Origin of the sequence: Mycolicibacterium neworleansense (assembly GCF_001245615.1) — a bacterium.
In the GTDB taxonomy this organism is placed as follows: domain Bacteria; phylum Actinomycetota; class Actinomycetes; order Mycobacteriales; family Mycobacteriaceae; genus Mycobacterium; species Mycobacterium neworleansense.
Genome location: NZ_CWKH01000001.1, coordinates 1,797,178 through 1,820,469, shown reverse-complemented (window position 1 = coordinate 1,820,469; position 23,292 = coordinate 1,797,178). Strand labels below are relative to the sequence as shown.

The window sequence follows — 23,292 nt, the reverse complement described above, 5'->3', positions numbered from 1 at the left end:
TAATCATGAGGGCCGGAATTTTGTAGCCGGTTTGAGCCGCTGCCACGGACTTCGTCGGTATTTGCTCGGGGCCCTCACCTGTTAGCGTGAACCGCAGGTGTGCCGGGAAGTCTGGTCGGCGTTCGATGCATGCTGACCCCAGGAGCCCGATGAGTGATCGCCGTGAAAACAGCAGCCGACGTCTGCTGGCGCGCGGGTCGTGGCCGGAGTGGCAGCGCGTCTCGGAGCTGTTGCGCACCGAGACGGTCGGCGGGGCGTTGTTGCTGGCCGCCGCGGCCGCCGCGCTGGTGTGGGCCAATTCGCCGTGGTCAGGCAGTTATCACCGCCTTTCGGAGTTCGTCGTCGGACCGCAGTCGTTGCATCTCGACCTGAGCTTGTCGGCCTGGGCGGCCGATGGGCTGCTGGCAGTCTTCTTCTTCGTCGTGGGCGTGGAGCTCAAACGCGAGTTCGTCGCGGGGGACCTGCGGGACCCGGCCCGTGCGGCGCTGCCCATCGCCGCGGCCGTGGGTGGCATGGCGGTGCCCGCGGTGGTTTTCATCGGAATCAATCTGTTCGCCGGGCACCCCGAGAACACCGACGGGTGGGCGGTGCCGATCGCCACCGACATCGCCTTCGCGCTGGCGGTGCTGGCGGTGGTGTCCACCCACCTGCCCGCGGCGTTGCGCATCTTCCTGCTGACGCTGGCGGTGGTCGACGATCTGCTGGCCATCACGGTGATCGCGATCTTCTACACCGATCACGTGGCGCTCGGGCCGTTGGCGGGGGCACTGATCCCGATCGCTCTGTATGCGTTCGCGGTGCAGCGGGGCGTGCGGCAATGGTGGATCCTGATGCCGTTGGCGGTCGTGGCGTGGGCGCTGGTGCATGCCAGCGGTGTGCACGCCACTGTGGCCGGGGTGGTGCTCGGGTTCACCGTCCCGGTGCTGGGCCGCCACGCCTCGGCCCAGCATTTCGAACACCTCGTGCGGCCCCTGTCGGCGGGGTTCGCCGTGCCGGTGTTCGCGTTCTTCGCCGCCGGCGTCACCGTGGGTGGCTTCTCAGGTTTCGCCGAGGCGGTGTCGCATCCGGTGACCATCGGGGTGATCGCCGGCCTGGTGCTCGGCAAGCCGATCGGTGTGCTGGGAACCACGTATCTGTTGGCCCGGTTCACCCACGCGACCCTGGACGAGGATCTCGCCTGGCGGGACGTGCTGGGGGTGGCCTTGCTGGCCGGCATCGGTTTCACGGTGTCGCTGCTGATCGGGGAACTGGCGTTCGGACACAGCACGGTGGCCGACGACGACGTGAAGATCGCGGTGGTCACCGGATCGGTGGTGGCCGGGCTGCTCGCCTCGGTGGTCCTGGTGTCGCGCAACGCCGCATATCGGCGCATTCACCAGTTGGAGAACATCGACGCCGACCACGACGGTGTGCCCGATGTCTATCAGCCTCGGCAGGACTGACTTCGGCATCCGTGCGTACACTGACGGAATGCTTGAACAGGTCCGCGGTCCCGCTGATCTGCAGCACCTGTCACAGTCTCAGCTGACTGATCTGGCGAAGGAAATCCGTCAGTTCCTGATCCACAAGGTCGCTGCAACCGGCGGACATCTTGGCCCCAATCTGGGTGTGGTCGAACTGACCTTGGCGCTGCATCGCGTGTTCGATTCGCCGCACGATCCGATCATCTTCGACACCGGCCATCAGGCGTACGTGCACAAGATGCTGACCGGCCGCGCACAGGATTTCGACACCCTGCGGAGCAAGGACGGTCTGTCCGGCTACCCGTCGCGCAGCGAGAGCGAGCACGACTGGGTGGAGTCCAGCCACGCCAGCACCGCCCTGTCCTATGCCGACGGTCTGGCCAAGGCCTTCGAGCTGACCGGCCACCGCAACCGTCATGTGGTGGCGGTCGTCGGTGACGGCGCGCTCACCGGCGGCATGTGCTGGGAGGCGCTGAACAACATCGCCACGGGTAACCGCCCGGTGGTCATCGTCGTCAACGACAACGGCCGCAGCTACGCGCCCACCATCGGCGGCTTCGCCGACCATCTGGCGGGCCTGCGCCTGCAGCCGGCCTATGAGCGGATCCTGGAAGAAGGCCGCAAGGCCGTGCGCGGGCTGCCCGTCGTCGGCGAGTTCTGCTACCAGTGCATGCACAGCATCAAGGCCGGCATCAAGGACGCGGTCGCCCCGCAGGTGATGTTCACCGACCTCGGCATCAAGTACGTCGGCCCGATCGACGGCCACGACGAGCACGCGGTGGAGAACGCGCTGCGCCATGCCCGTGGCTTCAAGGCCCCGGTGATCGTGCACGTGGTGACCCGCAAGGGCATGGGCTATGCGCACGCCGAGAACGACGAGGCCGATCAGATGCACGCCTGCGGCGTCATCGACCCGGAGACCGGGCTGCCGACGAAGGCTTCGGCGCCGGGTTGGACGTCGGTGTTCTCCGACGAGCTGGTCACGATCGGCGCCAAGCGGCGTGATGTGGTAGCGATCACCGCGGCCATGCCCGGCCCGACCGGTCTGAGCGCATTCCGGGATCGGTTCCCGGACAGGTTCTTTGACGTCGGTATCGCCGAGCAGCACGCGATGACCTCGGCGGCCGGGCTCGCCATGGGCGGCCTGCATCCGGTGGTGGCGATCTACTCGACGTTCCTCAACCGCGCATTCGACCAGCTGATGATGGATGTCGCGCTGCACAAGCTGCCGGTCACCATGGTGCTGGACCGGGCCGGGGTCACCGGACCGGACGGAGCCAGCCACAACGGCGTTTGGGACCTTTCGATCCTCGGCATCATCCCGGGCATCCGGGTCGCGGCGCCCCGCGACGGCGCGCGGCTGCGGGAGGAGTTTGGCGAGGCGCTGGCCGTCAACGACGGCCCGACGGCCATCCGGTTCCCCAAAGGTGATGTGGGCGAAGATATTCCGGCAGTCGAGCGGCGCGGCGGCGTCGACGTGCTCGCGGTGCCCTCGGCCGGCCTGACCGACGACGTGTTGCTGGTCGCGGTGGGCTCGTTCGCGTCGATGGCCCTGGCGGTCGCCGAGCGGCTGCGCAATCAGGGCATCGGTGTCACCGTGGTTGATCCGCGCTGGGTGCTGCCGGTGCCGCAGGCTCTCGGTGAGTTGGCCCGCGGTCACAAACTGGTGGTCACCGTCGAGGACAACGGTGTGCACGGTGGCATCGGTTCGTCGGTGTCGGCGGCTCTGCGCCATGCCGAGATCGATGTGCCCTGCCGAGATCTCGGCGTTCCGCAGGTTTTCCAGGAGCATGCCTCGCGTGGGGAGGTGCTCGCCGAGGTCGGTCTGACCGACCGGAACATCGCCCGTCAGATCACCGGTTGGATCGCCGCGATCGGTACGCCGGTGAGCGATCAGGAGATCAGCCAACAGGTCGACTAGGTTGCGTCCGGTTTGTCCTGCATGTGATCTGCGCCCAGCCGCTGCAGCCGTAGCACGAAGATGGCGACCGCCAGAACCAGGACCAAACCGCCGAGCACGCCGACCTGAACGATGGCCCGGGCGAACTCCGGTCCTTTGTCGAACAGCTTGGCCGCATCCACCGACACCACGACGATTTCTTTGATGCACGCCAGGATGCCGACGATCAAGAACGGCTCGGCCACGAGTTCGCGAGATCGCAACGAGGTCCGCACGGCATACAGCAGTTCGACGAAGATGAAGACCAGCAGCAGGCCGTCCAGCAGTTCCAGCATGACCGGGACGGCAGGCGTGCTTCCCAGTCGCAACATGGTGTTGACCTGGGCGACGATCAGCACGATCGACCCGGCGAGCAGCAGTGCCGCGATCGACCAGTAGACGGTGTCCTCGGCGATCCTCAGAGCTCGATCCGCGAAGCGTTCCCGTTCCTGCTCGCCTTCGGTTTCCTGCCGCTGTGCCACCGCACTGACGATATTCCAGTCGGGGGCGTCGGGTTGTGAACTCAACTAGGTTGCAGGCATGGATGCCGAATTGCAGAGCTGGAAGGACGCCGGGCAGTTCTTCGACTACCTCGGCTTCGACATCTTCTACCGGGTCGAGGCAAGCGGACCGAACCTACTTCTCATTCACGGCTATCCGTTCAGCTCGTGGGACTGGTCGCTGATCTGGCCCACGCTGACCGAACGGTTCACCGTCATCGCGCCGGACATGATCGGCATGGGTTTCTCCGACAAGCCCGTCGCCTACGGATACTCGGTGCCCGACCATGCCGACATGCACGAGGCGCTGCTGGATCACCTCGGCGTCGGCCGGGCCCACATCCTGGCGCATGATCTGGGCGATTCGGTCGGCCAGGAGTTGCTGGCCCGCCACGAATTCGGCGGCCGCGCCTACGGCGCCTTGGACATCGAATCGATCACCTGGCTCAACGGCGGGCTGTTCAACGAGGCGTACACACCTCGGCTGGTGCAGAAGGCGATGTCGCGAACCCCGTTGGGCGACATCATGAGTCCGCTGCAGGGCAGCCGGTTCTCGCGCCGGCTCGTCGAGCCCACGATCAACGAGATGTTCGGGGTGAACACCAAGCCGTCACCGCAGCTGATGGAGAAGTTCCACCAGATCCTGGAGTACAACGATGGCAAGCGAGTCCTGCACAAGGTCGGCCGGTTCGTAAATGACCGCTACACGTACCGGAATCGGTGGGTGCGGGCCATGCGCGAGACCGCGGTGCCGATGCGGCTGATCGACGGGCCGTCGGACCCGAATTCGGGGCGGCACATGGCCAAGCGCTACCTCGAGGTGGTTCCCGATCCTGACGTGGTGATGCTCGCCGACGACATCGCGCATTGGCCGCAGATCGAGGATCCGCAGGCGGTGCTGACGCATTTCCTGGCCCACATCGACCGGGTGGGTGGCTGAGACGTCAGTCGGCGGAGCTGAGTGCCTTGGTCAGCACCGGCACCGTGAGCTCCCGCTGCCACGGGCGGACGTTGGACTCGACGAGGAACTCCGACACCGCGGTGGCCACGTCGCCGACGGGGCGCCAGTCCCAACACAGTCGGCGCACCACCTCGGGCGTGATGAGGTTCTCGGCAGGCACCGACACCCGCTCCGACAGCTCGGCCAGGCCGGCCCGCGCGGCTTCGAGGCGCGCGGCGGCTTCCGGCTTGCGCCTGGCCCACCGGGCGGCCGGTGGCGGGCCGCTCTGGGTGTCGTTGGCCTCGGGCGGGTCAGTGTTCTCCCTGGCCCGGTTCAGGGCATCCAGCCAGACCTTGGCGCTCTTGCGCTGTTTGGAACCGCCGAAGACCGGCAGCGCGATGAGCTCGTCGACCGTCTTGGGGTCGGCGGTGGCTGCGTTGATGATCGCCGAATCGGGCAGGATGCGCCCGGGCGCGATGTCGCGGCCGCGGGCGATGGTGTCGCGGGTGGTCCACAGCTCGCGTACCGCGGACAGTGCCTGCGGGTTGCGTACCTTGTGGATGCCGGAGGTGCGCCGCCAGCGGTCACGGCGGGTGGGCTGTGCGACATAGGTGCGCAGGTATTCGAATTCCTGTGTAGCCCAATCGGTTTTGCCCTGCTCTTCCAGTACCGCGGCGATCGCGTGGCGCAGTTCGAGCAGCACCTCGACGTCCAGGGCGGCGTAGTTGAGCCAATCGGCGGGCAGCGGCCGTTTGGACCAGTCGGCCGCGCCGTGGCCCTTCATCAGTTGCAGGCCGAGCAGCCGTTGCACCATCGCCGCCAGGTTGACCCGCTCGAAGCCGGCCAGCCGGCCGGCCAGTTCGGTGTCGTAGAGCCTGCCCGGGCGCAGGCCGATCTCGGATAGGCACGGCAGGTCCTGATCGGCGGCGTGCAGCACCCACTCGTCCTGAGCCAGGGCTTCGGCAACCGGGGCCATGGCGTCGATGGGGGAGCCGCCGTGGTTGACCGGGTCGATCAGCGCCGTGCCCGAACCGGCCCGGCGGATCTGTACGAGGTAGGCGCGATTGGAATAGCGGAAGCCCGACGCCCGCTCCGCGTCGATCGCGAAAGGTCCGCTGCCTTCGGCCAGAGATTTTGCTGCCGACGAGATCTCACCTGCGGAGACGCAGACTTCAGGCACCCCTTCTGCGGGTGCCAGCAGCGGTGTCGATTCGGCCTCTTCGGCCTCGGCAGGGTCTGGGTCTTCGTCAGTCATCTCACGCGCGAGTACGGGAACTCAGGTCGGTAACACCTGCTGGGGGCAACCCTGCAGCGTGCTCGAGCACTTCACAGAATGCCTCCACATGCGGCCCCAACTCCAGGTTGGTGGCGGTCCAGGAGGCCCGCAGCTCGAGCTGGTGTGCTCGCGGCGGGCCGGAAATGTCACCGTAGCGCACCGACGTGGTGGCCGTGACGGTGCCGCCCAGTGCGGTGACGTGCTCGGCACGTGATTCCAGGGCGTCCACCAGCCAGCTCCAGGCCACTTCGGGCAGGAGCGGGTCGACGGCCTCGCTGGAATCCAGGTCGGCCTGGATGTAGGCGACGAGCCGCATGGTGCCGTCCCAGGCCTCGGCCCCGTCCGGATCGTGCAGCAGGATCAGCCGGCCGAACGCGTCGCCCTCGGAGCGCTCCGGGACGACCGCGGTATCGGGATGTCGGACCTCGGCGCCCAGCGCGTAGCTGTAAGGAGCCAGCCGCTGTGGCGGGCGTATCGGACCCAGTTCGATTTCCGGCCGTACGGTGGTGGCGTTCATCGCCGCCACCGCCGTCCGGAACTGGGCCGGTTCGGCAGAGGTCACGGCGTTTGACGCTAGCGGATACTCCCAGGACAGGACGCAGGCGCGCCGAAGTCGCGGCGTCACGAACCGGCAACGGTCCGCGCCCGCGGGCACGTGGCACCATAGGAGCCGATGAATACCCGCCGGGAGCTGCCCGATTCCCCATATCTTGCCGCTGTCAGCGGCCGCAACCCGCACCGTGTGCCGGTGTGGTTCATGCGGCAGGCAGGCCGCTCGTTGCCGGAGTACCGCGCGCTGCGTGCTCAGCACCGCATGCTGGAGGCCTGCTTCGACCCCGACCTGGTCTGCGAGATCACCCTCCAGCCGGTGCGCAGGCACGGTGTCGACGCGGCGATCCTGTTCTCCGACATCGTGGTCCCGTTGAAGGCGGCCGGGATCGGTCTGGACATCGTTCCGGACGTGGGTCCGGTGATCGAACACCCGATCCGCTCGGTGGCCGACGTCGAGGGCATGAAGCCGCTTGAGCCGGTGCAGGTTTCAGCGGTCACCGACGCCGTCTCGATGCTGGTGCGCGAGCTGGGCGAGGTGCCCCTGATCGGCTTTGCCGGCGCTCCGTTCACGCTGGCCTCCTACCTGGTGGAGGGCGGCCCCAGCCGTCACCACGAACGCACCAAGGCGATGATGCTTGGCGAGCCCGCCACCTGGCACGCGCTGATGACCGCGCTGACCGATCTGACCATCGCCTTCCTGCAGGCCCAGGTCGACGCCGGGATCGATGCCCTGCAGGTGTTCGACTCCTGGGCCGGGACGCTGTCGCTGGCCGACTACCGCACCTACGTGCTCCCGCACACCACGCGGGTGTTCGCCACCTTGGCCGCCGCGGGCGTACCGATGACCCATTTCGGCGTCGGCACCGCGGAGCTGCTGGGGGCCATGTCCGAGGCGCTGGGTGCCGCCCCGGCCACCATGGTCGGGGTGGACTGGCGCACCTCGCTGGTCGCCGCCGCGGCCCGGGTCAAGCCGGGCACTGCCCTGCAGGGCAACCTGGATCCGGTGGTGCTGCTGGCCGGCTGGCCGGTGGCCGAGGGACGGGCGCGCCGCGGTGGCCGCGGGGGCGGCCGGCCACGTCTTCAACTTGGGCCACGGTGTGCTGCCGGCAACCGATCCCGGCATCATCACCGAGGCGGTGACGCTGGTGCACTCGCTGTGAGTGCGTCCTATTGCGTTGTCGGCGGCGGTATTTCGGGACTGGTCGCCGCGTACCGGCTGCGGCTCGCGGCCGGCCCCCGCGCGGCGATCACGCTGCTCGACCCGGCTGACCGGCTCGGCGGGGTGCTGCGCACCGAACGGGTCGGCGGGCAGCCCTTCGATGTGGGCGCCGAGGCGTTCATCGTGCGCAGGCCCGAGATGCTGGACCTGCTCGGCGAGCTGGGGCTGGCGGGCCGTCAGCTCAGTCCCACCGGCACGCGACCGCTGATCTACAGCGGGGCACGGCTGCACCAGTTGCCGCAGGGGACCCTGCAGGGCATCCCGGCGCAGGCGTCGTCGCTGCTCGGTCTCGTCGACGACGAGACGGTGGCCCGCATCCTCGACGAGCGTTCCCGCCCCCTGCAGTGGAGCCGGGGCGCCGATCCGTCGGTCGCCGAGCTGGTCGGTGACCGGTTCGGTCCGCAGGTGGTGACCCGGTCCGTCGACCCGCTCCTGACCGGCGTGTATGCCGGGTCCTCGGCCACCATCGGGTTGCGTTCGGCGGTGCCCTCGCTGGCGGCCGCCCTGGACCGTGGGGCCAGAAGCCTCACCGATGCGGTGCGTGAGGCGCTGCCGCCACCGTCGGGCGCCCCGGTGTTCGGTGCGGTCGACGGCGGCTACACCGTGCTGCTGGAGGAGTTGCGGCGCCGCGCCGACGTGCGGTGGGCTCAGGTCGCCGCGGTGCGGGTGGATCGTCGCGGCCGCGGCTGGTCGGTGCTCGACGACGAGGGCGCGAGCTGGTACGCCGACGCGGTGCTGCTGGCCGTGCCTGCGCCGCACCTGCCGTCGCTGATCGAACACATCGCACCGCGCACGGCGGCGGCGGCCAGGCGCATCCGCGTGGCCTCGGCGGCCGTGGTGGCCTTGGCGCTGCCCGGTGGCACCCCGTTGCCGCAGCAATCCGGTGTGCTCGTCGCCGCAGGAGAACGACTCAACGCCAAGGCGATCACGATGTCGTCGCGCAAGTGGGGCCGCCGCGGGAACGTCGAGATGGTGCGGCTGTCGTTCGGTCGTTACGGCGACGACATGGCCGCCAACACCGGCGATGAGGACTTGCTGGCCTGGTCGGCCCGCGATCTGAACACGTTGTTCGGCGTCGCGGTGGAGCCGGTGGACAGCCACGTCCACCGCTGGATCGACGCGATGCCGCAGTACGGTCCCGGCCACGCTGATCTGATCGCGGAACTACGTGCGGGGCTGCCGCCGACGCTGGCGGTGGCGGGCGGTTATCTGGACGGGATCGGAGTGCCGGCGTGTGTGGGGACCGCCACCCGGGCGGCCGCGGAACTGGTGTACAGCGGCGTGGCACGATAGGCCTATGGCCAAGCTCGACTACGACGAACTCAACTCCACCATCCGCTACCTGATGTTCTCGGTGTTCGCGGTGAGCCCCGGTGAACTCGGCGAGGATCGCGCCGAGGTGACCGAGGAGGCGGCGGCATTCTTCAAGACCCAGGAAGAGCGTGGTGTGGTCGTGCGCGGCCTGTACGACGTGGCCGGCCTGCGGGCCGACGCCGACTTCATGGTCTGGACCCACGCCGACAACATCGAGGCGCTGCAGGCCACCTACTCGGACTTCCGCCGCGCCACCGCGCTGGGCCGGATCAGTGACCCGGTGTGGAGCAGCGTGGCGCTGCACCGGCCGGCTGAGTTCAACAAGAGCCACGTCCCGGCGTTCATCGCGGGCGAGGACCCGGGCAACTACATCTGCGTGTACCCGTTCGTCCGCTCCTACGAGTGGTACCTGCTGCCCGACGAAGAGCGTCGCCGCATGCTGAGCGAGCACGGCATGGCCGCCCGTGGCTACAAGGACGTGCGGGCCAACACGGTGCCCGCGTTCGCCCTCGGCGACTACGAGTGGATCCTGGCCTTCGAGGCGCCCGAGCTGCACCGCATCGTCGACCTGATGCGGGATCTGCGGGCCACCGACGCCCGTCGCCACACCCGCGAGGAGACCCCGTTCTTCACCGGGCCGCGGGTCAGCGTCGAGGATCTGGTCGCCAAGCTGCCCTAGCATTCTCTTCGTTTTGTCACGCTGGAGTGGCTGTCGAGCCCGACAGCCACTCCAGCGTGACAATGCAGGTTTGGTTCGGTGCCCGTTGTCACGCCAGAGTGGCCCTGGCCGTCGACCGCCACTCCAGCGTGACAGTGGGTGTGACTGGTGGCAGGCGGATTGACCTGAGCTTTCAGTCAGCGGGTCTACCCTCGCGGGCATGACTGCTCCGCAAGAATCCGACCGCTTCGAAGAGATGTACCGCGACGAGCGGACAGCGCACGGCCTGCCCGCCGCGACGCCGTGGGACATCGGTGGGCCGCAGCCGGTGGTGCAGCAGCTCGTCGCCCTCGGCGCCGTCAAGGGCGAGGTGCTCGACCCCGGCACCGGACCCGGCCACCACGCCATCCACTACGCGTCAAAAGGGTTGTCGGCCACGGGCGTTGACGCGTCACCGTCTGCGATCGAGCGGGCCCGGGAAAATGCCCGGAAAGCCGGCGTGACGGTCGATTTCCAGGTGGCCGACGCGACCAAGCTGGAAGGGCTGGAGGGGCGGTTCGACACCGTCGTCGACACCGCCTTCTACCACGTTTTCACCGGTGAGCCCGAGCTGCAGAAGTCGTACGTGCGGGCACTGCATCGGGCCACGAAACCCGGTGCGCGGCTGTACATGTACGAATTCGGTGAGCACAACGTCAACGGCTTCAAGATGCCGCGGTCGATGAGTGCCGACGATTTCCGTGAGGTCCTTCCGGACGGCGGCTGGGAGATCACCTACCTCGGCACCACCACGTACCAGGGCAACGTCAGCGTCGAGGCGTTCGAGACGATGGCCGCGCGCAACCCCGACATGGCCGACCAGATGGCCCCGGTGCTGGAGCGGCTGCGGGTCATCGAACCTTGGCTGGTCGAGGGCCGGGTGCACATGCCGTTCTGGGAAGTGCACGCCACCCGGCTCGACTGAGGCCGCCCGTCACTCGGACGCGGGCACCAGCTTCAGTGAGATGGAGTTGATGCAGTAGCGCTGGTCGGTGGGCGTGGGATAACCCTCGCCCTCGAACACATGCCCCAGGTGGCTGTGGCAGTTCGCGCACAGCACCTCGACGCGGCGCATGCCCAGCGAGGTGTCCGACCGCAGGATCACCGCGGCGGAATCCGCCGGATCGAAGAACGACGGCCAGCCGCAATGCGATTCGAACTTCTCGGAGCTGCGGAACAACTCGGCGCCGCAGGCCCGGCATTCGTAGACGCCCTCGGTCTTGGTGTCGGTGTACTCGCCCGTGAAGGGCCGCTCGGTACCCGCCCGACGCAGCACCGCGAATTCCTCCGGGGTCAGCTTCTCGCGCCATTCGTCATCGGTCAGTTGCAGCTTGGGACCGTCGGTCGTCATGAACCCAAATTACGTGCTGTCCGCCGGTGTGCGCCAGGTACGACGGATCCACAAGCGCAGCGCCGCTGCGCCCGCGGTAGCCTGCGGTATGCGCGGTAGCTGGACCACCGGACCCGGCATGACGGTGGTCGCGGGTTCGTTCGGTGACATCGAGGTGCACCACCATCCCGCGGTCCAGCTCGCGGTGGGGATCGATGGCCCGCTCGCGGTGGTGGCCGGCGACGGAGCCGAAGAGCGCTGCTGCATCGCGGCGGTGGCCAGTGGCACCCGGCACGCAATGCGGCCGGACGGCGCGAGCGCAGCGCTGTCGATCTACCTGAGCCCCGAAACAGACACGGCGACAACGCTCAACGCCGCCATCCAGACGCACGGCGGCAGTCCCGGCCTGTGGGCGATCAACGGCGCCGAGCCGCTGACCTCGGCGGTGGCGGCCGCCGTGCGGGCCGAGGATCTGTCCGGTGCGGCAGGCATGGTGGTCGACGCGCTGCTCGCCAGGGCCGGCGTCACCGCAGGCGCGGTACACCCTCAGGTGCGCCAGGCGATCGAACTCGTCACCGCCCGGATACCGAGTCGTACCGATCTCGGTTCGGTCGCCGGGGAGGTGGCGGTGTCGGCGGACTACCTGGGCCGGCTTTTCCGGAAGCAGACCGGGACCTCGTTCGCGGCGACGGCGCGGTGGACCCGACTGCTGGCCGCGTTGGAGCACCTGAGCGCGGGTACCTCCATCACCGATGCGGCGCACCGGGCCGGATTCGCCGACGGCGCGCATGCCACCAGAGTGTGCCGTGAGCTGACCGGTATCGCGCCCAGCGACGTGGTGCGGGCATTGGGCTGACCGGACGGATCCGTTCAAGCGCTGAGCCGGACACCGCGCGATGCTGGAGGTCCTACGACGACGGGAGCTCACATGCCGGCAATGTCACAGATCGAGCGCGCCTTCTGCAAGACAGCGCTGTGGCGGGGCGGGACCGGGCAGGCCGTGCTCGGCAGCATCCCGATCGAACGCCTGGGTCGCGACTGTCTCGAAATCGGTTCGGGCAGTGGTGATATCGCGGCGCGACTGCGGCAGGCCCATCCGGAGCTGGCCATCACCGCGACCGATTTCGACCCGGCCATGGTGCGCACCGCGGCCCGTCGGCTGCAGGTATTTCCGGACGTGACCGTGCGCGGGGCCGACGCCACCGATCTGCCGTTCGCCGACGACTCGTTCGATTCGGTACTCAGCTGCCTGATGCTGCACCACATCGTGGAGTGGGAGAAGGCCGTCGCCGAGATCGCCCGGGTGTTGCGGCCAGGCGGGGTGTTCACCGGCTACGACCTGACCCGCACCCCGATGGCGACCGCGATCCACCGGCTCGACCGGTCACCGTTCCGGCTGGTGAATCCCGCCGAACTCGACGAGGTCTGCGCGCGTCACGGCTTGCAGATGCAGACCCGGACCCGGCTGGCGGGGCAGGTCATGCAGTTCACCTCAGACTGACTCGGCTTCCTTGGGCTCATTGGACCGGGTCAGCCACGGCGGGTCGATGCCTTCGTCGAGCCTGCCGTCCTGCTTGGCATCCAGATAGCGGAAGTACAGCACGCAGAACACCACGACCAGCATGAGCGACCAGCCGTAGGTGATCTTCATGTACTCGAGGAACCGTCCGGTGGTCGGCCAGCGCCACAGCAGCCAGCGGTCCATCGTCATGAATCCGTATACCGCCAGCCAGGCCGGCCAGTTGCGGAGCACCGAGTTCGGCAGCACCACCGTCATCAGGAACGGGAACAGCGTCATCGAGTAGTAGCCCTGGGCCAGTGAGAGCACCAGCCACGAGGTGATCAGCAGTACGCCCGAGGAAGTCAGCATCCAGAACAGCTGATCGCGCTCTCGGTAGTAGCGGTACAACAGCCACAGGCTGACCGCGGCGAGCACCACGAACGTCACCCGCAGCGCGACGATCAGCCACATCGGCAGCCCGTAATAGATGCCGTTGCCCAAGATGGCGGAGTTGAAGTAGTCGCGGGTCTGCATGATGTACGGCAACGTGTTGCGCACGAAGCCCATCGGGTCGGCCGACAGCGGCCAGGCGACGGCGTTGAACACGACCGGCACCGCGATCGCCGTCACCAATGCGCGCCACTGCCGGTTCAGCAGGGGTAGTAGCAGCAGCACGCCGAGCAGGGGTTTGACCACCAGCGTCATCCCGATCGCCGCGCCGGCCCACCACTGATGGCTCACCTTGCCCGACAACAGCCAGGTGAAGAACAGCACCTCGGCGAGCAGGATGCAGCCATTGATGTTGGTGAAAACCAATGTGTTGGTGACTGATTCGGTGCAGAACATGGCCAGCAGCAGAGCCGGCAGGGCCACCGAGGTGAGCGAGAACTTGAAGAGGCGCACCAGAAGCGCGGCCGCGATGATCACGGCCACCGCGTTGATCGCGACGAACCAGAAGCGTGACGCGAACTCGGGAAGGAACCCGAACGGCGCCAGCAGCAGGGTGCCGCCTGGTGGGTACAGGTAGTGCGGGTCGACGTAGCTGAAGTGCTCGTTGTAGATGGCCCAGTGCCGCCGGAAGTTCGACACCGCGCGGTACACCGGACCGAAGTCGTCGGTGATGTAGCCGTTGGTGGCCAGCACGTAGCTGCGATGGATGATCGACAGGATCGCCAGCGGCCACAGCACCGAGCGCAGCACCGTGGCGGTGCTCGGCGGGGAGGTGCGGGGACGGAAGGGGTTCAGAAGACCGACCATGACTGAATTTGTCGGGGATTCTGCTGCAGCCACCAGCGAACCTTATACCGACGTCGATCGGGCCCCGCGTCAGGCGGGACAGTACGTGTCGGTCTCGGGCAGTTTGCCGCTGTCGAGGTAGCCCGTCAGCGGGGGCAGCGCGCACGGGGTGTAGATGCTGGCGCCGTGGCCGATGCCCTGCCACATCACCCGACGGTTGTTGGCGCCGGCGTTGATGATGGTCGCGGCGACGGCGGCGACGCCCTCGTTGCCGACGATCGGGTCGTTGCGCACACCGAGCAGCAGTACCGGAATCTTGAGGTCCTGCGGGTCTTTCGGTGCGGTGCTGCTGGGCCAGTTGAGGCATTTGACCAGATTCAGCGCGCCGACGGCGCCGAACTGCGGGTAGAGCTTGCCCCAGGCGACGACGAGTTCGCGGACCCGGTCGGGGGTGGGCCGGTTGAGCGCGTCGCTGCATGCGTTGACGAACTGGCCGTCGGTCTGGCGCAGGTTGTCGGCCTGGGTGATCAAGCCCGAGATCGGACCGGTGTCCCCGGCGCGAGCGGCGGCCAAGGCATTGGCCAGGTTGTTGGTGGCCGCCACCCGGTCGCCCTGGGGAAAGCCCATCCCGGTGGTGATCGCGTCGGCCAGGGTGGCCACCGAGGCGCCGCCGGGGCCGCGTCCGGCGCGGGCGTCGGCCAGCAGCGCGTCGACGGCGCCCTTCGGATCGGGGGCCAGGGCGCAGTTGGTGGCCACGCATTGCGCGGCGAATGCATCCAGCGCGGCCTGCTGTCCCTTGATGCGCTGCTCGGCCGCGGCCTCGGCGCCGATGGCCAGTGGCAGAGGGGAGTCCAGAACCAGCCGCGACACCTTGTTGGGGTGTGAGCCCGCGTAGGCCAGCGCCACCTGAGCACCGTTGCCGATGCCCAGTAGCGCCAGTGACGGCACGTCCCAGGTGCTGCGCAGCCGTTCCAGATCTTCGGCGGCGTGTGCGTTGTCGTAGGCCGAGTCGCCCGGGGCGATCGTGTCGGTGCAGCTGGTGGTGGCCGTCATGGTGACCTCACCGAGGTTGGCCACCGGATCGTCGCCGGCCTGGAACTGCGTCTGGTCCAGCATTTCCTGGCGGTCGTAGACATCGCGACAATCCAGGGCGCCGGACATGCCGATGCCGCGCCGGTCCACGGCGACGATGGGATGCGTCTTGAGGATGTCGGTGCCCGAGCGCGCCAGCCAGGTCGGCAGCTGCACCGAGGTGGGAACGTCGGAGCCGGTGGTCATCACCAGCGGACCGGCGTCGGCCGGTGTCTGCTTGGACCGGGCCCGCACCACGCCGATGCTGATCGTGCCGGTGGCCCCGTTGATGGAGTCGAGGTCGGCGTCGTAGGTGGCGCAGTCCAGCGTCACATCGGCGGGCGGCTGCACGCCGGCCCCGTCGAACAACCGCGGGGTGCAGTCATGCCAGGACAGGTCGTTCTTGGGCGCTTCGATGCCGGGCGGCCCGGGCGGGGCGGCCGCGGTGGTGATCGGCTGCCCCTGCGGGTGGGCACCGGAGTTGGTGGCGTAGCGCGGATCTGCGGCGAACAGCGGTGAGCATGCAGTGAGCAGCCCAAGTGACAGAACGGGCACGGCGACCGCCGACCTTCTCAGGGCTTTCACCAGCTGATGACGCATGCTGACCACAGTAGCGACACGTTCAACGGACGTAGCGCGTGTACAGGTAGCCCTCGTCGTCGGTGAGCAGGTGTGCGGGCCGCATCCGGGTGTGTGCCTGGCCCGCGCCGGTGGCGATGCGCCGGGCCACGCCGCCGACGAGGATCGGAGCCACGGTCAGGCACAACTCGTCGAGCAGGTCGTTTTCGATCAGCAGGCTCAGCAGGGCTGGGCCGCCTTCGGTCAGCACCCGGAAGAGCTTGCGTCCGGCGAGGATTCGCAGCGCCACCGCCGGGTCGACACGGGTGGGGTCGGCACCGGAGGCGTCGAGCACCTCGGCGACCCCGCCCAACCGGTGCCGCGCGTCGGCGACGGTCTTGGTGGCGGTGAGGATCAGCGGCGGCACCGCGGTGCGGGTGAAGAACTTGGCGTCGTGGTCGAGCTCGGCCGATGCGGTGACGACGGCGATCGGCGGGACTTCCGCCTGCCCGCGACGCTGGCGTTCCTGCCGTTGCGCGACGGACAGCTGCACACCGGAGTAGTTCTCGATCCGCACGGTCGCGGCGCCCATGAGGATGACGTCGGCAGCGTGACGCATGAGATTGAACACAGCCCGGTCGCCCGGACCACCCAACCCGCCGGACTTGCCATCTTGGGTGGCACCGCCGTCCAGGCTGGCGATCATATTGCCTCTTACCCAACATCGCTGCAGGTCATCGGGGTAGGCGTAGTAGTCGGCCAGGCGGCCGTCGGCGATTTTGTCGACGTTTCCCAGCACGGTCAGGTCGGGCCCGGCGGTGTCATCGGACATGAACTGCATTGGAGCACGTCGCTACGCTGCCCCCATGCACGGGTCCAGCGGCGTCGCTCATCTCGCCGATCGTCATCCCACCGTCACGCCGGAGCGGCTGGTCGCACAGTTGGTTCCGCCGCCGACGTTCGCCGACGTCAGCTACGACAGCTACCGCCCGGATCCCGCCGAACCGTCGCAGGCCGCCGCGGTGCAGTCCTGCCGCAGTTTCTGTGAGCAGGCCGCGCTGCGACGGGCGGGCAAGAAGAAGCTGTTCGGCAAGCGTGAGGTCCTGCCCGGGGTGGGGTTGTATCTGGACGGTGGGTTCGGCGTCGGCAAGACCCACCTGCTGGCCTCGACGTATTACACGCTGTCGGGGGGCGAGGCTCCGACGGCGTTCGCCACGTTCGGCGAGCTGACGCAGCTGGCCGGTGTGTTCGGCTACAACGAGTGCATCGACCTGCTGTCGGATTACGTGGTGGTGTGCATCGACGAGTTCGAGCTCGACGACCCGGGCAACACGACGCTCATCTCGCGGCTGCTCTCGGCGTTGGTGGAGCGCGGGGTGTCGATCGCGGCCACCTCGAACACCCTGCCCGAACAGCTGGGCGAGGGGCGGTTCGCCGCTCAGGACTTCCTGCGCGAGATCAACACGCTGGCCCAGATCTTCACCACGGTCCGCATCGAGGGCCCCGACTACCGGCATCGCGATCTGCCGCCGGCTCCCGAGCCGCTCTCCGATGACGAGGTGGCACAGCGGGCCGAGGGCGTCGCCGGTGCGACCCTCGACGACTTCGACGCGCTGTGTGCGCATCTGGCGACCATGCACCCGTCGCGGTATCACGCCCTGATCGAAGGCGTCACCGAGGTATTCATCACCGGGGTGCACCCGATCGAGGATCAGAGTGTGGCGCTGCGGCTCGTGGCGCTGACCGACCGCCTGTACGACGCGGGTGTTCCCGTGCTGGCGTCGGGGACCAAGCTGGACACCATTTTCAGCCCGGAGATGGTGGCCGGCGGTTTCCGGAAGAAGTACCTGCGGGCGACGTCGCGTCTGCTGGCCCTGACCGCCGCCGCGCAGAAAACGGCCTAGACCGGTCGGACCATCACGTAGTCGTTCTCGATGCGGCTGCCGAGCCGGAAGGTCTTGGTGCCGCTGACGGTGAAGCCGTTCTTGGCGTAGAAGCGCTGGGCGCGTTGGTTCAGTTGGTTGACGCCAAGCCACACGCAACCCGCGCCGGATCGGGTCCCGGCGTCCAAGGCAGCGGTCATCAGGGCCTGGGCCACCCCGTTGCCGTGGTGCTCGGGCAGCACATAGATCTTCGACAGCTCCAGCGCGGGCCGCAGGGTCACGGCGCGCTGGACGTCACCGTCGTCGGGGACGCCGTGAATCAGCATGACGTAGCCGGTAATTGAGGTATCCCGCGCCACCAGCACGATCCGGTCCGGATCGGTGAGGTACTCGGCGAAGCGTTCCTCCGACAGCGTCTCGGCGATGAACGCCGCGACGTTGTCGGGCGTCACCGACGGGGGACAGGCCAGCGGAAAGGTGGTGGCTGCCACCGCGGCGAGGTCCGGAACGTCAGCTGCCGTGGCGCGGCCGATCAAGGCAGGGGGGCGCCCGGCTGCCACAGATTCCATTGCGCCAGGTGCTTTCCGGACTTGGTGTCGGTCAACACCACATTGGTGACCAGCGCGCGGTAGACGTCCCAGTAGACGTCGCCGTTGACGGTGGCTCCCGGCGGGGCGTTGCGCAGTGCCGCTTCGAGGCGGTTGGGCGCATCGGTGTGCTTGGGCGCGTACGCGTCGGCGTACGGCGTGACGCCGTTGAAGGTGAACGCCAGTGCCATGGCGTACGGGTTGGGCGCCTGGATGGTGGTCACCGTGATCGGGACCCGCCACGGGCCGCCCTGCGCGCGCCAGCGCGGCGAGCCGTTCCAGCCCCAGCCGGGCGGGACGTCACTGGCGAGCACGTCGTGCACGGTGACGTCGGCGATGATGCCGTTGTCCGTCTCCACCCGGAGCGTCTGGCCGATGTTGCCGATGGGGGTGACATCGGCCGAGGCCGCCGGTGGGGCCATGAGGGCGGTGACAGCCGCCACCACGGCCGTGAACATGAACGCAAACCAGCGAGGCATGCCAGGCATGATCGCACAGAGTGAAACGTGTTACAGCCGGTTGGGTCAGGACACCCAGGGCCCGACGCCGCCGACCTTGTCGATCCGGATGCGGGTGAGCCATCCGGGCGGCGCGCCCTTCGGCGGGAACGGAACATCCGGGGCGGCCAGGGTTTGCGCCAGCTCCTTGAGCAGTTCGGGCGCGCCGCCCTCGACGATGCGCGCGGTGCCGTTGATCGCCAGGTACGGCCGCATCACCTCGCCGACCCGGCCCGGCTCGATGATCGTCACCGCGACGCGGGGATCGCGGCGTACATTGCGGACCTTCTTGTGCTCGGCCAGATGTGCGGTGACGAGCTCGTCGCCGTCCGGCGTGGACCGCAACGCCACCCAGACCAGCGTGACCTGTGGGCTGCCGTCGGGATTCAGCGTGACCAGGGTGGCGTCGGCGCCCGCGCCGATCAACTCGCGTGCGGCGTCATTGAGTTTCACGATTGGTTCTACGGATGCGTGGCCGCTTTCATTCCCCGGAATCCGTGGCAGTTCCTTGCTCTTTGGCCATGAACGGTGCCAGGGCGGCGGCCAGCTCGGTCTCGAACCGCTGCGGGTCGGCCCCGAGCCGGTGCAGGGGTCCGTCCTCGTCCTCGGCCTCGGCCAGGGCGAGCAGGATGTGCTCGGTGCCGATGTAGTTGTGGCCTAGCCGAAGTGCTTGGCGGAAGGTCAGTTCCAGCGCCTTCTTGGCGCCCCCGTTGAACGGGATCAATGCCGGGACATTTTCGGCGGGCGGCGGCAGGGTGATGGCGGCACGGGCGGCTTCGGCGGTGATGCCTTGACTCACAAGGAGTTTGGCTCCGATTCCGTCGGGCTCGGCGAACAGTGCCAGCAGCAGGTGTTCAGGGGTGATCTCGGCGTTGCCCGCGGCGTGCGCGGTGTTCTGCGAGACGACGACGACGTTGCGGGCCCGGGGGGTGAACCGGCCGAACCCGGCGTTGGGGTCGAGTGCGGCCGGGTCGAAATCGGGAACCTTCGGCACGAAACGTTTCTGGGCTGCCTGTTTGGTGACGCCCATGGCTTTGCCGATGTCGGTCCAGGAGGCGCCCGAGCGGCGGGCCTGGTCGACGAAGTGTCCGATGAGGTGGTCGGCGATCTCGCCGAGGGCGTCGGCGGCGATCACCGCGTCGATCAATTGCTCCAGTGGTTCGGTATGGGCCTTCTTGATCGCACCGATGAGATCATCGAGGCGGACCGGGTTGGTGAGGGTGACGGGTTGGCTCATGCGTCAACTCTAAGTTGACGATGCTCCATCGTCAACCAAAAGTTGACGATTTTGCGCGACCGGGGGCGGAGTGCCCGGAGGCCACCCGTGCGGATCGGGCAAGATAGCGCCGGTGAATCTCGAAGAGCGCGTGCTCAAGCTCTTGCGGCCCGTGCTGCGGCCGGTGATGCGGGTGTTGTCGTTGCGCACCATCGTCATCGTCGGCGCGCTGTCGGTGGTGGTCACGGTGATCACGCTCGGCACCTGGGTGTGGATCGGCGTCACCAACGACCAGTACAGCCAGCTGGACCGGCGCCTGGATTCATTGAGCAGCCTCGGCGACGTGAGCACGCTGCTCAGCGCCACCAAACAAGGTGCGGCGGACAAGTCCAGTCCCGATGACGGCGGGCTGGTCCGAACCGCGCACATCGGCGGCGTCAGTGTCTCGGTGCCCAGCGACATCGTCCTGCCGCGCCTGGAGAACGGCTACGCCAACATCACGATCGACGGGGTCGAGTACCGCGTGCGCACCTTCACCGCGGGCCCGGCGAGCATCGCACTCGGGGCGCCGCTGGCCGAGACGCAACGCCGGATCGACGAGCTGCACCTGCGGGTGTTGCTCATCTGCGGCGGCGTCATCGGCAGCACCATCGTGGTGGGCTGGATGATCTCGCTGGTGATGATCACCCCGTTCCGCCTGCTGGCTCAGCAGGCCCGCGCCATCAACGCCCAGTCCAAGCCCGACGAGGTGCAGGTGCGCGGTGTCCGCGAGGCCGTGCAGATCGCCGAAGCGGTCGAGGGCATGCTCGCGCGCATCGGAAATGAACAGGAGCGCACCAAGGCCGCGCTCGAGTCGGCCCGCGATTTCGCCGCGGTGGCCTCCCATGAATTGCGCACCCCACTGACCGCGATGCGCACCAACCTGGAAGTGCTGTCCACCCTCGACATGACTGCCGAGCAGCGGCAGGAGGTGATCGGCGATGTGCTGCGTACGCAGAGCCGGATCGAGGGCACCCTGACCGCCCTGGAGCGGTTGGCGCAGGGGGAGCTGACCACGGTCGAGGATTTCGTGCCGATGGATGTCACCGAGCTGCTCGACCGCGCGGCGCACGACGCGCTGCGCACCTATCCGGGCTTGCGGGCCACCCTGATGCCGTCGCCGACGGTGTTGATGCTCGGTATGCCTGCCGGCCTGCGCCTGGTGATCGACAACGCGATCGCCAACGCGGTCAAGCACGGTGGTGCCACCGAAATCCGGCTCAGTGCGGTCAGTTCGGCCGACGACGTGCAGATCGTGGTGGACGACAACGGTTCTGGCGTACCCGAGGCTGAACGGGCCGAGGTGTTCGAGCGGTTCGCCCGCGGGTCGACCGCGTCGCGGTCGGGGTCGGGTCTGGGTCTGGCCCTTGTTGCTCAGCAGGCTGAATTGCACGGCGGCACAGCTGCTTTGACGGAAAGTCCACTCGGCGGAGCACGGCTGTTGTTGCGGCTGCCGCTGACCCGGGCGCGCATGGAGGACGCGCCGTTCTAGGTTCGGGACGTCAGCAGTCCGGCGCCGGCGTCCTGGCCAGGAGCTCGTCGAGGAAGCCCGCGGCCTCGCGGCCGGCGCGCTCCACATCGCCGGCGGCGATGGCCTCGACCAGCTCGTCGTGCGGGAACATGCCGCCGGGCGCGGCGCTCATGGTCGCGACGCTGGCGGTGATCATCTCGAGCAGCCCGCGGTAGATCTCGATCAGTACCGGGTTGTGTGATGCCCGGACGACGGCCAGGTGGAACTCGGTGTCGGAACGGGTGAACTCCGCGTGGTCGGTGGTATCGGTGTGGGCCAGGTGGGCGCGTAGTTCGGCGAGGTCTGCCTCGGTGCGTGCGGCGGCGGCCAGGCGGGCCCCCTCCACTTCGAGGCAGCGCCGGACCTGGAGTACATCGCGCAGCTCGGTTCCGCAGAGCCGGCGCAGTGCGCCCGATACCTCGCTGGTGGCGCGCACGTAAGTGCCGGCCCCCTGTCGTACTTCGAAGATGCCGTTGTGGGCCAACGCCCGGATCGCTTCGCGCACGGTGTTGCGCCCTACGCCGAGCGCCTCGACCAACTCGGGCTCGGTGGGGATGCGGCTGTCGACCGGCCACTCGCCGGAGGTGACCAGGCTGCGCAGCTGCTCGATGACCTGGTCGACCAGGCCGGTGCGTCGCGTTGTGGCGAGCGGCACGCTGAAGTCCTTTCATCCAATCATGGGATGTATGGCACTATAGCCGGGTGAGTCGGTCCCTGCGCAACGAATCCCTGAACGGTTACGAGCACGATCTGGAGCTCGAGCTGGACGGTGCCGTAGAGGTCCGTCCCGGGACGATGGCGGCGGGCGGGGCCCTGCTGGTCGTGGCGGTGATCCTGACCGCACTGAACCTGCGTCCGGCGATCACCAGCATCGGACCGGTACTCGGAGAGATGCGTGAATCGCTCGGCGCCTCGGCAGTCTGGGCCGGTGTGCTGACCACCCTGCCGGGACTGTGCTTTGCCGCGGCGGGTCTGACGGCGCCGTGGTTGGCCCGCCGGATCGGGTTGGGCCGGGCTATCTCGGTCGCCCTGGTGATCCTGAGCATCGGCCTGGTCGTGCGGGTGTTGGACGGCCCGTATGTGGTGATCGGCGGAACGCTGGTGGCCACGGGAGGCATCGCGCTGGTCAACGTGCTCATCCCGGTGGTGATCAAGGGCTCCTTCCCGGCTCAGATCGGTCTGATGACCGGTGTGTACACCGCGGCCCTGCAGGGCGGCGGGGCACTCGGCTCCGCGGTCACTCCGCCGCTGGAGCCGCTGCTCGGCGGCTGGCGCGGGGCGCTGAGTTCCTGGGCGTTGGTCGCCATCGTCGCGCTGCTGTTCTGGGTGGTGGGCGCTCGGGGTATCAGCCAGGCCCGCACCGAGGCGGCGACCTCGGATGGATCTGGACGGTCCCTGCTGCGTAGCCCGCTGGCCTGGACGATCACGTTGTTCTTCGGCTGCCAGTCGTTCCTGGCCTACGTCGTGATGGGCTGGCTGCCCGAGGTGTTCATCGACAGCGGGGTCAGCAAGACCGACGCCGGGCTGCTGCTGGGGCTGGTGTCGATCCTCGCGGTGCCGATCAGCCTGATCGTGCCGCCGCTGGCCGCCAAGCAGAAGAACCAGAGCGGATGGATCGTCGGACTCGGCGTGATCGGGATGGTCGGCATGATCGGCCTGCTGGTCAATCCGGGTGCGGCGCCGCTGTTGTGGAGCTTCTTCGTCGGCATCGGGATGAGCGTGTTCTCTCTGGCGCTCACGGTGATCGCGCTGCGGGCACGCAATGCCGAGGACACCGCGCGGCTGTCCGGGATGGCGCAGGGCTTCGGCTATCTGCTCGCCGGTGTGGGCCCGTTCTCGTTCGGCCTGCTCCACGACATGACCGCCGGCTGGACTGCGCCGTTTGTCATGGTGCTGGTGGTCTACCTGGTGCAGATGGTGGCCGGTGCGCTGGCCGGGCGTAACCGCTACGTCTGAGCCACAAA

The 23,292-nt window shown here is 68.2% G+C and carries 23 protein-coding genes and 1 pseudogene; 12 read left to right on the top strand and 12 right to left on the bottom strand.

Features of this window, described 5'->3' with window-relative positions:
- The first annotated feature begins 149 nt into the window (after nt 1–149).
- Nucleotides 150–1,442 carry a Na+/H+ antiporter NhaA gene (gene nhaA / locus BN2156_RS08490; RefSeq protein WP_090512341.1) on the top strand — a complete coding sequence of 431 codons (1,293 nt, stop codon included), beginning with the start codon at nt 150–152 and terminating at the stop codon, nt 1,440–1,442.
- Nucleotides 1,443–1,470: 28 nt separating this feature from the next.
- Entirely contained in the window at nt 1,471–3,384 is a 1,914-nt protein-coding gene (gene dxs / locus BN2156_RS08485; protein WP_090515670.1) for a 1-deoxy-D-xylulose-5-phosphate synthase, read from the top strand.
- Here the strand turns inward: dxs and BN2156_RS08480 are convergent.
- A complete protein-coding gene (locus BN2156_RS08480; protein WP_090512338.1) occupies nt 3,381–3,884 on the bottom strand; it encodes a phosphate-starvation-inducible PsiE family protein in 504 nt (167 codons plus the stop codon). The genes dxs and BN2156_RS08480 overlap by 4 nt on opposite strands.
- Nucleotides 3,885–3,942: 58 nt before the next feature.
- Between BN2156_RS08480 and BN2156_RS08475 the strand changes: the two genes are divergently transcribed.
- A complete protein-coding gene (locus BN2156_RS08475) occupies nt 3,943–4,842 on the top strand; it encodes an alpha/beta fold hydrolase (RefSeq protein ID WP_090512336.1) in 900 nt (299 codons plus the stop codon).
- A 4-nt stretch (nt 4,843–4,846) separates the two neighbouring features.
- Here BN2156_RS08475 and BN2156_RS08470 read toward each other — a convergent pair whose 3' ends face one another.
- On the bottom strand, nt 4,847–6,097 hold the full coding sequence (locus tag BN2156_RS08470) for an HRDC domain-containing protein (protein WP_090512333.1): 1,251 nt from the start codon (nt 6,095–6,097) through the stop codon (nt 4,847–4,849).
- A gap of 1 nt (nt 6,098) precedes the next feature.
- A complete protein-coding gene (locus BN2156_RS08465; protein WP_090512331.1) occupies nt 6,099–6,680 on the bottom strand; it encodes a DUF3000 domain-containing protein in 582 nt (193 codons plus the stop codon).
- A gap of 111 nt (nt 6,681–6,791) precedes the next feature.
- On the opposite strand from BN2156_RS08465, the pseudogene hemE reads away from it, so the two are divergent.
- The 4 genes and pseudogenes from hemE to BN2156_RS08445 all read left to right on the top strand — a co-directional run bounded on the left by hemE (nt 6,792) and on the right by BN2156_RS08445 (nt 10,825).
- A pseudogene (gene hemE, locus BN2156_RS08460) lies at nt 6,792–7,830 on the top strand (uroporphyrinogen decarboxylase).
- Nucleotides 7,827–9,182 carry a protoporphyrinogen oxidase gene (locus BN2156_RS08455; RefSeq protein WP_090512328.1) on the top strand — a complete coding sequence of 452 codons (1,356 nt, stop codon included), beginning with the start codon at nt 7,827–7,829 and terminating at the stop codon, nt 9,180–9,182. Before hemE ends, BN2156_RS08455 begins: the two are co-directional and overlap by 4 nt.
- A 4-nt stretch (nt 9,183–9,186) precedes the next feature.
- Complete coding sequence (hemQ, locus tag BN2156_RS08450) at nt 9,187–9,882, top strand: hydrogen peroxide-dependent heme synthase (protein WP_090512326.1); 696 nt, start codon at nt 9,187–9,189, stop codon at nt 9,880–9,882.
- A gap of 199 nt (nt 9,883–10,081) precedes the next feature.
- Entirely contained in the window at nt 10,082–10,825 is a 744-nt protein-coding gene (locus tag BN2156_RS08445) for a class I SAM-dependent methyltransferase (protein ID WP_090512324.1), read from the top strand.
- Nucleotides 10,826–10,834: 9 nt separating this feature from the next.
- On the opposite strand, the gene msrB is transcribed toward BN2156_RS08445, so the two are convergent.
- Nucleotides 10,835–11,251, bottom strand: a complete 417-nt coding sequence (gene msrB, locus BN2156_RS08440) for a peptide-methionine (R)-S-oxide reductase MsrB (protein ID WP_090512322.1) — start codon at nt 11,249–11,251, stop codon at nt 10,835–10,837.
- On the opposite strand from msrB, the gene BN2156_RS08435 reads away from it, so the two are divergent.
- Nucleotides 11,250–12,086: a helix-turn-helix transcriptional regulator gene (locus tag BN2156_RS08435; RefSeq protein ID WP_090512319.1), complete on the top strand. Its 837-nt coding sequence runs from the start codon at nt 11,250–11,252 to the stop codon at nt 12,084–12,086. The genes msrB and BN2156_RS08435 overlap by 2 nt on opposite strands.
- A gap of 72 nt (nt 12,087–12,158) precedes the next feature.
- Nucleotides 12,159–12,731, top strand: coding sequence for a class I SAM-dependent methyltransferase (locus tag BN2156_RS08430; protein WP_090512317.1), 573 nt, complete (start codon nt 12,159–12,161; stop codon nt 12,729–12,731).
- Here the strand turns inward: BN2156_RS08430 and aftC are convergent.
- The 3 genes from aftC to BN2156_RS08415 all read right to left on the bottom strand — a co-directional run bounded on the left by aftC (nt 12,723) and on the right by BN2156_RS08415 (nt 16,428).
- Nucleotides 12,723–13,988: an arabinofuranan 3-O-arabinosyltransferase gene (gene aftC / locus BN2156_RS08425; RefSeq protein WP_090512314.1), complete on the bottom strand. Its 1,266-nt coding sequence runs from the start codon at nt 13,986–13,988 to the stop codon at nt 12,723–12,725. The two genes, BN2156_RS08430 and aftC, sit on opposite strands and share 9 nt — an antisense overlap.
- Before the next feature lie 69 nt (nt 13,989–14,057).
- Nucleotides 14,058–15,638 (bottom strand): alpha/beta hydrolase, encoded by a 1,581-nt coding sequence (locus BN2156_RS08420; RefSeq protein ID WP_210436586.1) that lies wholly within the window; start codon nt 15,636–15,638, stop codon nt 14,058–14,060.
- 22 nt (nt 15,639–15,660) lie between these two features.
- Nucleotides 15,661–16,428 carry a pyrimidine reductase family protein gene (locus tag BN2156_RS08415; protein ID WP_407661646.1) on the bottom strand — a complete coding sequence of 256 codons (768 nt, stop codon included), beginning with the start codon at nt 16,426–16,428 and terminating at the stop codon, nt 15,661–15,663.
- A gap of 34 nt (nt 16,429–16,462) precedes the next feature.
- Between BN2156_RS08415 and zapE the strand changes: the two genes are divergently transcribed.
- Nucleotides 16,463–17,500: a cell division protein ZapE gene (gene zapE / locus BN2156_RS08410; RefSeq protein ID WP_090512306.1), complete on the top strand. Its 1,038-nt coding sequence runs from the start codon at nt 16,463–16,465 to the stop codon at nt 17,498–17,500.
- Here zapE and BN2156_RS08405 read toward each other — a convergent pair.
- The 4 genes from BN2156_RS08405 to BN2156_RS08390 are packed head-to-tail and all read right to left on the bottom strand — an operon-like array spanning nt 17,497 to nt 19,800.
- Complete coding sequence (locus tag BN2156_RS08405; RefSeq protein WP_090512304.1) at nt 17,497–18,048, bottom strand: GNAT family N-acetyltransferase; 552 nt, start codon at nt 18,046–18,048, stop codon at nt 17,497–17,499. The genes zapE and BN2156_RS08405 overlap by 4 nt on opposite strands.
- The gene (locus BN2156_RS08400; RefSeq protein ID WP_090512301.1) at nt 18,012–18,545 is read right to left on the bottom strand and encodes a hypothetical protein; all 534 of its coding nucleotides are present in this window, start codon (nt 18,543–18,545) and stop codon (nt 18,012–18,014) included. The genes BN2156_RS08405 and BN2156_RS08400 overlap by 37 nt, the downstream gene beginning before the upstream one ends.
- Nucleotides 18,546–18,590: 45 nt before the next feature.
- Entirely contained in the window at nt 18,591–19,016 is a 426-nt protein-coding gene (locus BN2156_RS08395) for a PPOX class F420-dependent oxidoreductase (RefSeq protein ID WP_090512299.1), read from the bottom strand.
- A 28-nt stretch (nt 19,017–19,044) separates the two neighbouring features.
- Entirely contained in the window at nt 19,045–19,800 is a 756-nt protein-coding gene (locus BN2156_RS08390) for a Clp protease N-terminal domain-containing protein (RefSeq protein WP_090512297.1), read from the bottom strand.
- Nucleotides 19,801–19,966: 166 nt separating this feature from the next.
- Here BN2156_RS08390 and BN2156_RS08385 point away from each other — a divergent pair, with 166 nt between their 5' ends.
- Nucleotides 19,967–21,310 carry a sensor histidine kinase gene (locus BN2156_RS08385; RefSeq protein WP_162490833.1) on the top strand — a complete coding sequence of 448 codons (1,344 nt, stop codon included), beginning with the start codon at nt 19,967–19,969 and terminating at the stop codon, nt 21,308–21,310.
- A gap of 10 nt (nt 21,311–21,320) precedes the next feature.
- On the opposite strand, the gene BN2156_RS08380 is transcribed toward BN2156_RS08385, so the two are convergent.
- On the bottom strand, nt 21,321–21,983 hold the full coding sequence (locus tag BN2156_RS08380) for a FadR/GntR family transcriptional regulator (protein WP_090512293.1): 663 nt from the start codon (nt 21,981–21,983) through the stop codon (nt 21,321–21,323).
- Between the two features lie 140 nt (nt 21,984–22,123).
- Here BN2156_RS08380 and BN2156_RS08375 point away from each other — a divergent pair, with 140 nt between their 5' ends.
- Nucleotides 22,124–23,284 (top strand): CynX/NimT family MFS transporter, encoded by a 1,161-nt coding sequence (locus BN2156_RS08375; protein ID WP_162490832.1) that lies wholly within the window; start codon nt 22,124–22,126, stop codon nt 23,282–23,284.
- Nucleotides 23,285–23,292: the final 8 nt, after the last annotated feature.

Coding starts and splice junctions, on each gene's coding strand:
- nhaA (WP_090512341.1), top strand. CDS start 150: ATGAGTGATCGCCGTGAAAACAGCAGCCGACGTCTGCTGGCGCGCGGG.
- dxs (WP_090515670.1), top strand. CDS start 1,471: ATGCTTGAACAGGTCCGCGGTCCCGCTGATCTGCAGCACCTGTCACAG.
- BN2156_RS08475 (WP_090512336.1), top strand. CDS start 3,943: ATGGATGCCGAATTGCAGAGCTGGAAGGACGCCGGGCAGTTCTTCGAC.
- BN2156_RS08470 (WP_090512333.1), bottom strand. CDS start 6,097: ATGACTGACGAAGACCCAGACCCTGCCGAGGCCGAAGAGGCCGAATCG.
- hemQ (WP_090512326.1), top strand. CDS start 9,187: ATGGCCAAGCTCGACTACGACGAACTCAACTCCACCATCCGCTACCTG.
- BN2156_RS08445 (WP_090512324.1), top strand. CDS start 10,082: ATGACTGCTCCGCAAGAATCCGACCGCTTCGAAGAGATGTACCGCGAC.
- BN2156_RS08435 (WP_090512319.1), top strand. CDS start 11,250: ATGAACCCAAATTACGTGCTGTCCGCCGGTGTGCGCCAGGTACGACGG.
- msrB (WP_090512322.1), bottom strand. CDS start 11,251: ATGACGACCGACGGTCCCAAGCTGCAACTGACCGATGACGAATGGCGC.
- BN2156_RS08430 (WP_090512317.1), top strand. CDS start 12,159: ATGCCGGCAATGTCACAGATCGAGCGCGCCTTCTGCAAGACAGCGCTG.
- aftC (WP_090512314.1), bottom strand. CDS start 13,988: ATGGTCGGTCTTCTGAACCCCTTCCGTCCCCGCACCTCCCCGCCGAGC.
- BN2156_RS08420 (WP_210436586.1), bottom strand. CDS start 15,638: ATGCGTCATCAGCTGGTGAAAGCCCTGAGAAGGTCGGCGGTCGCCGTG.
- BN2156_RS08415 (WP_407661646.1), bottom strand. CDS start 16,428: ATGTCCGATGACACCGCCGGGCCCGACCTGACCGTGCTGGGAAACGTC.
- zapE (WP_090512306.1), top strand. CDS start 16,463: ATGCACGGGTCCAGCGGCGTCGCTCATCTCGCCGATCGTCATCCCACC.
- BN2156_RS08405 (WP_090512304.1), bottom strand. CDS start 18,048: ATGGAATCTGTGGCAGCCGGGCGCCCCCCTGCCTTGATCGGCCGCGCC.
- BN2156_RS08400 (WP_090512301.1), bottom strand. CDS start 18,545: ATGCCTCGCTGGTTTGCGTTCATGTTCACGGCCGTGGTGGCGGCTGTC.
- BN2156_RS08390 (WP_090512297.1), bottom strand. CDS start 19,800: ATGAGCCAACCCGTCACCCTCACCAACCCGGTCCGCCTCGATGATCTC.
- BN2156_RS08385 (WP_162490833.1), top strand. CDS start 19,967: ATGCGGGTGTTGTCGTTGCGCACCATCGTCATCGTCGGCGCGCTGTCG.
- BN2156_RS08375 (WP_162490832.1), top strand. CDS start 22,124: ATGGCGGCGGGCGGGGCCCTGCTGGTCGTGGCGGTGATCCTGACCGCA.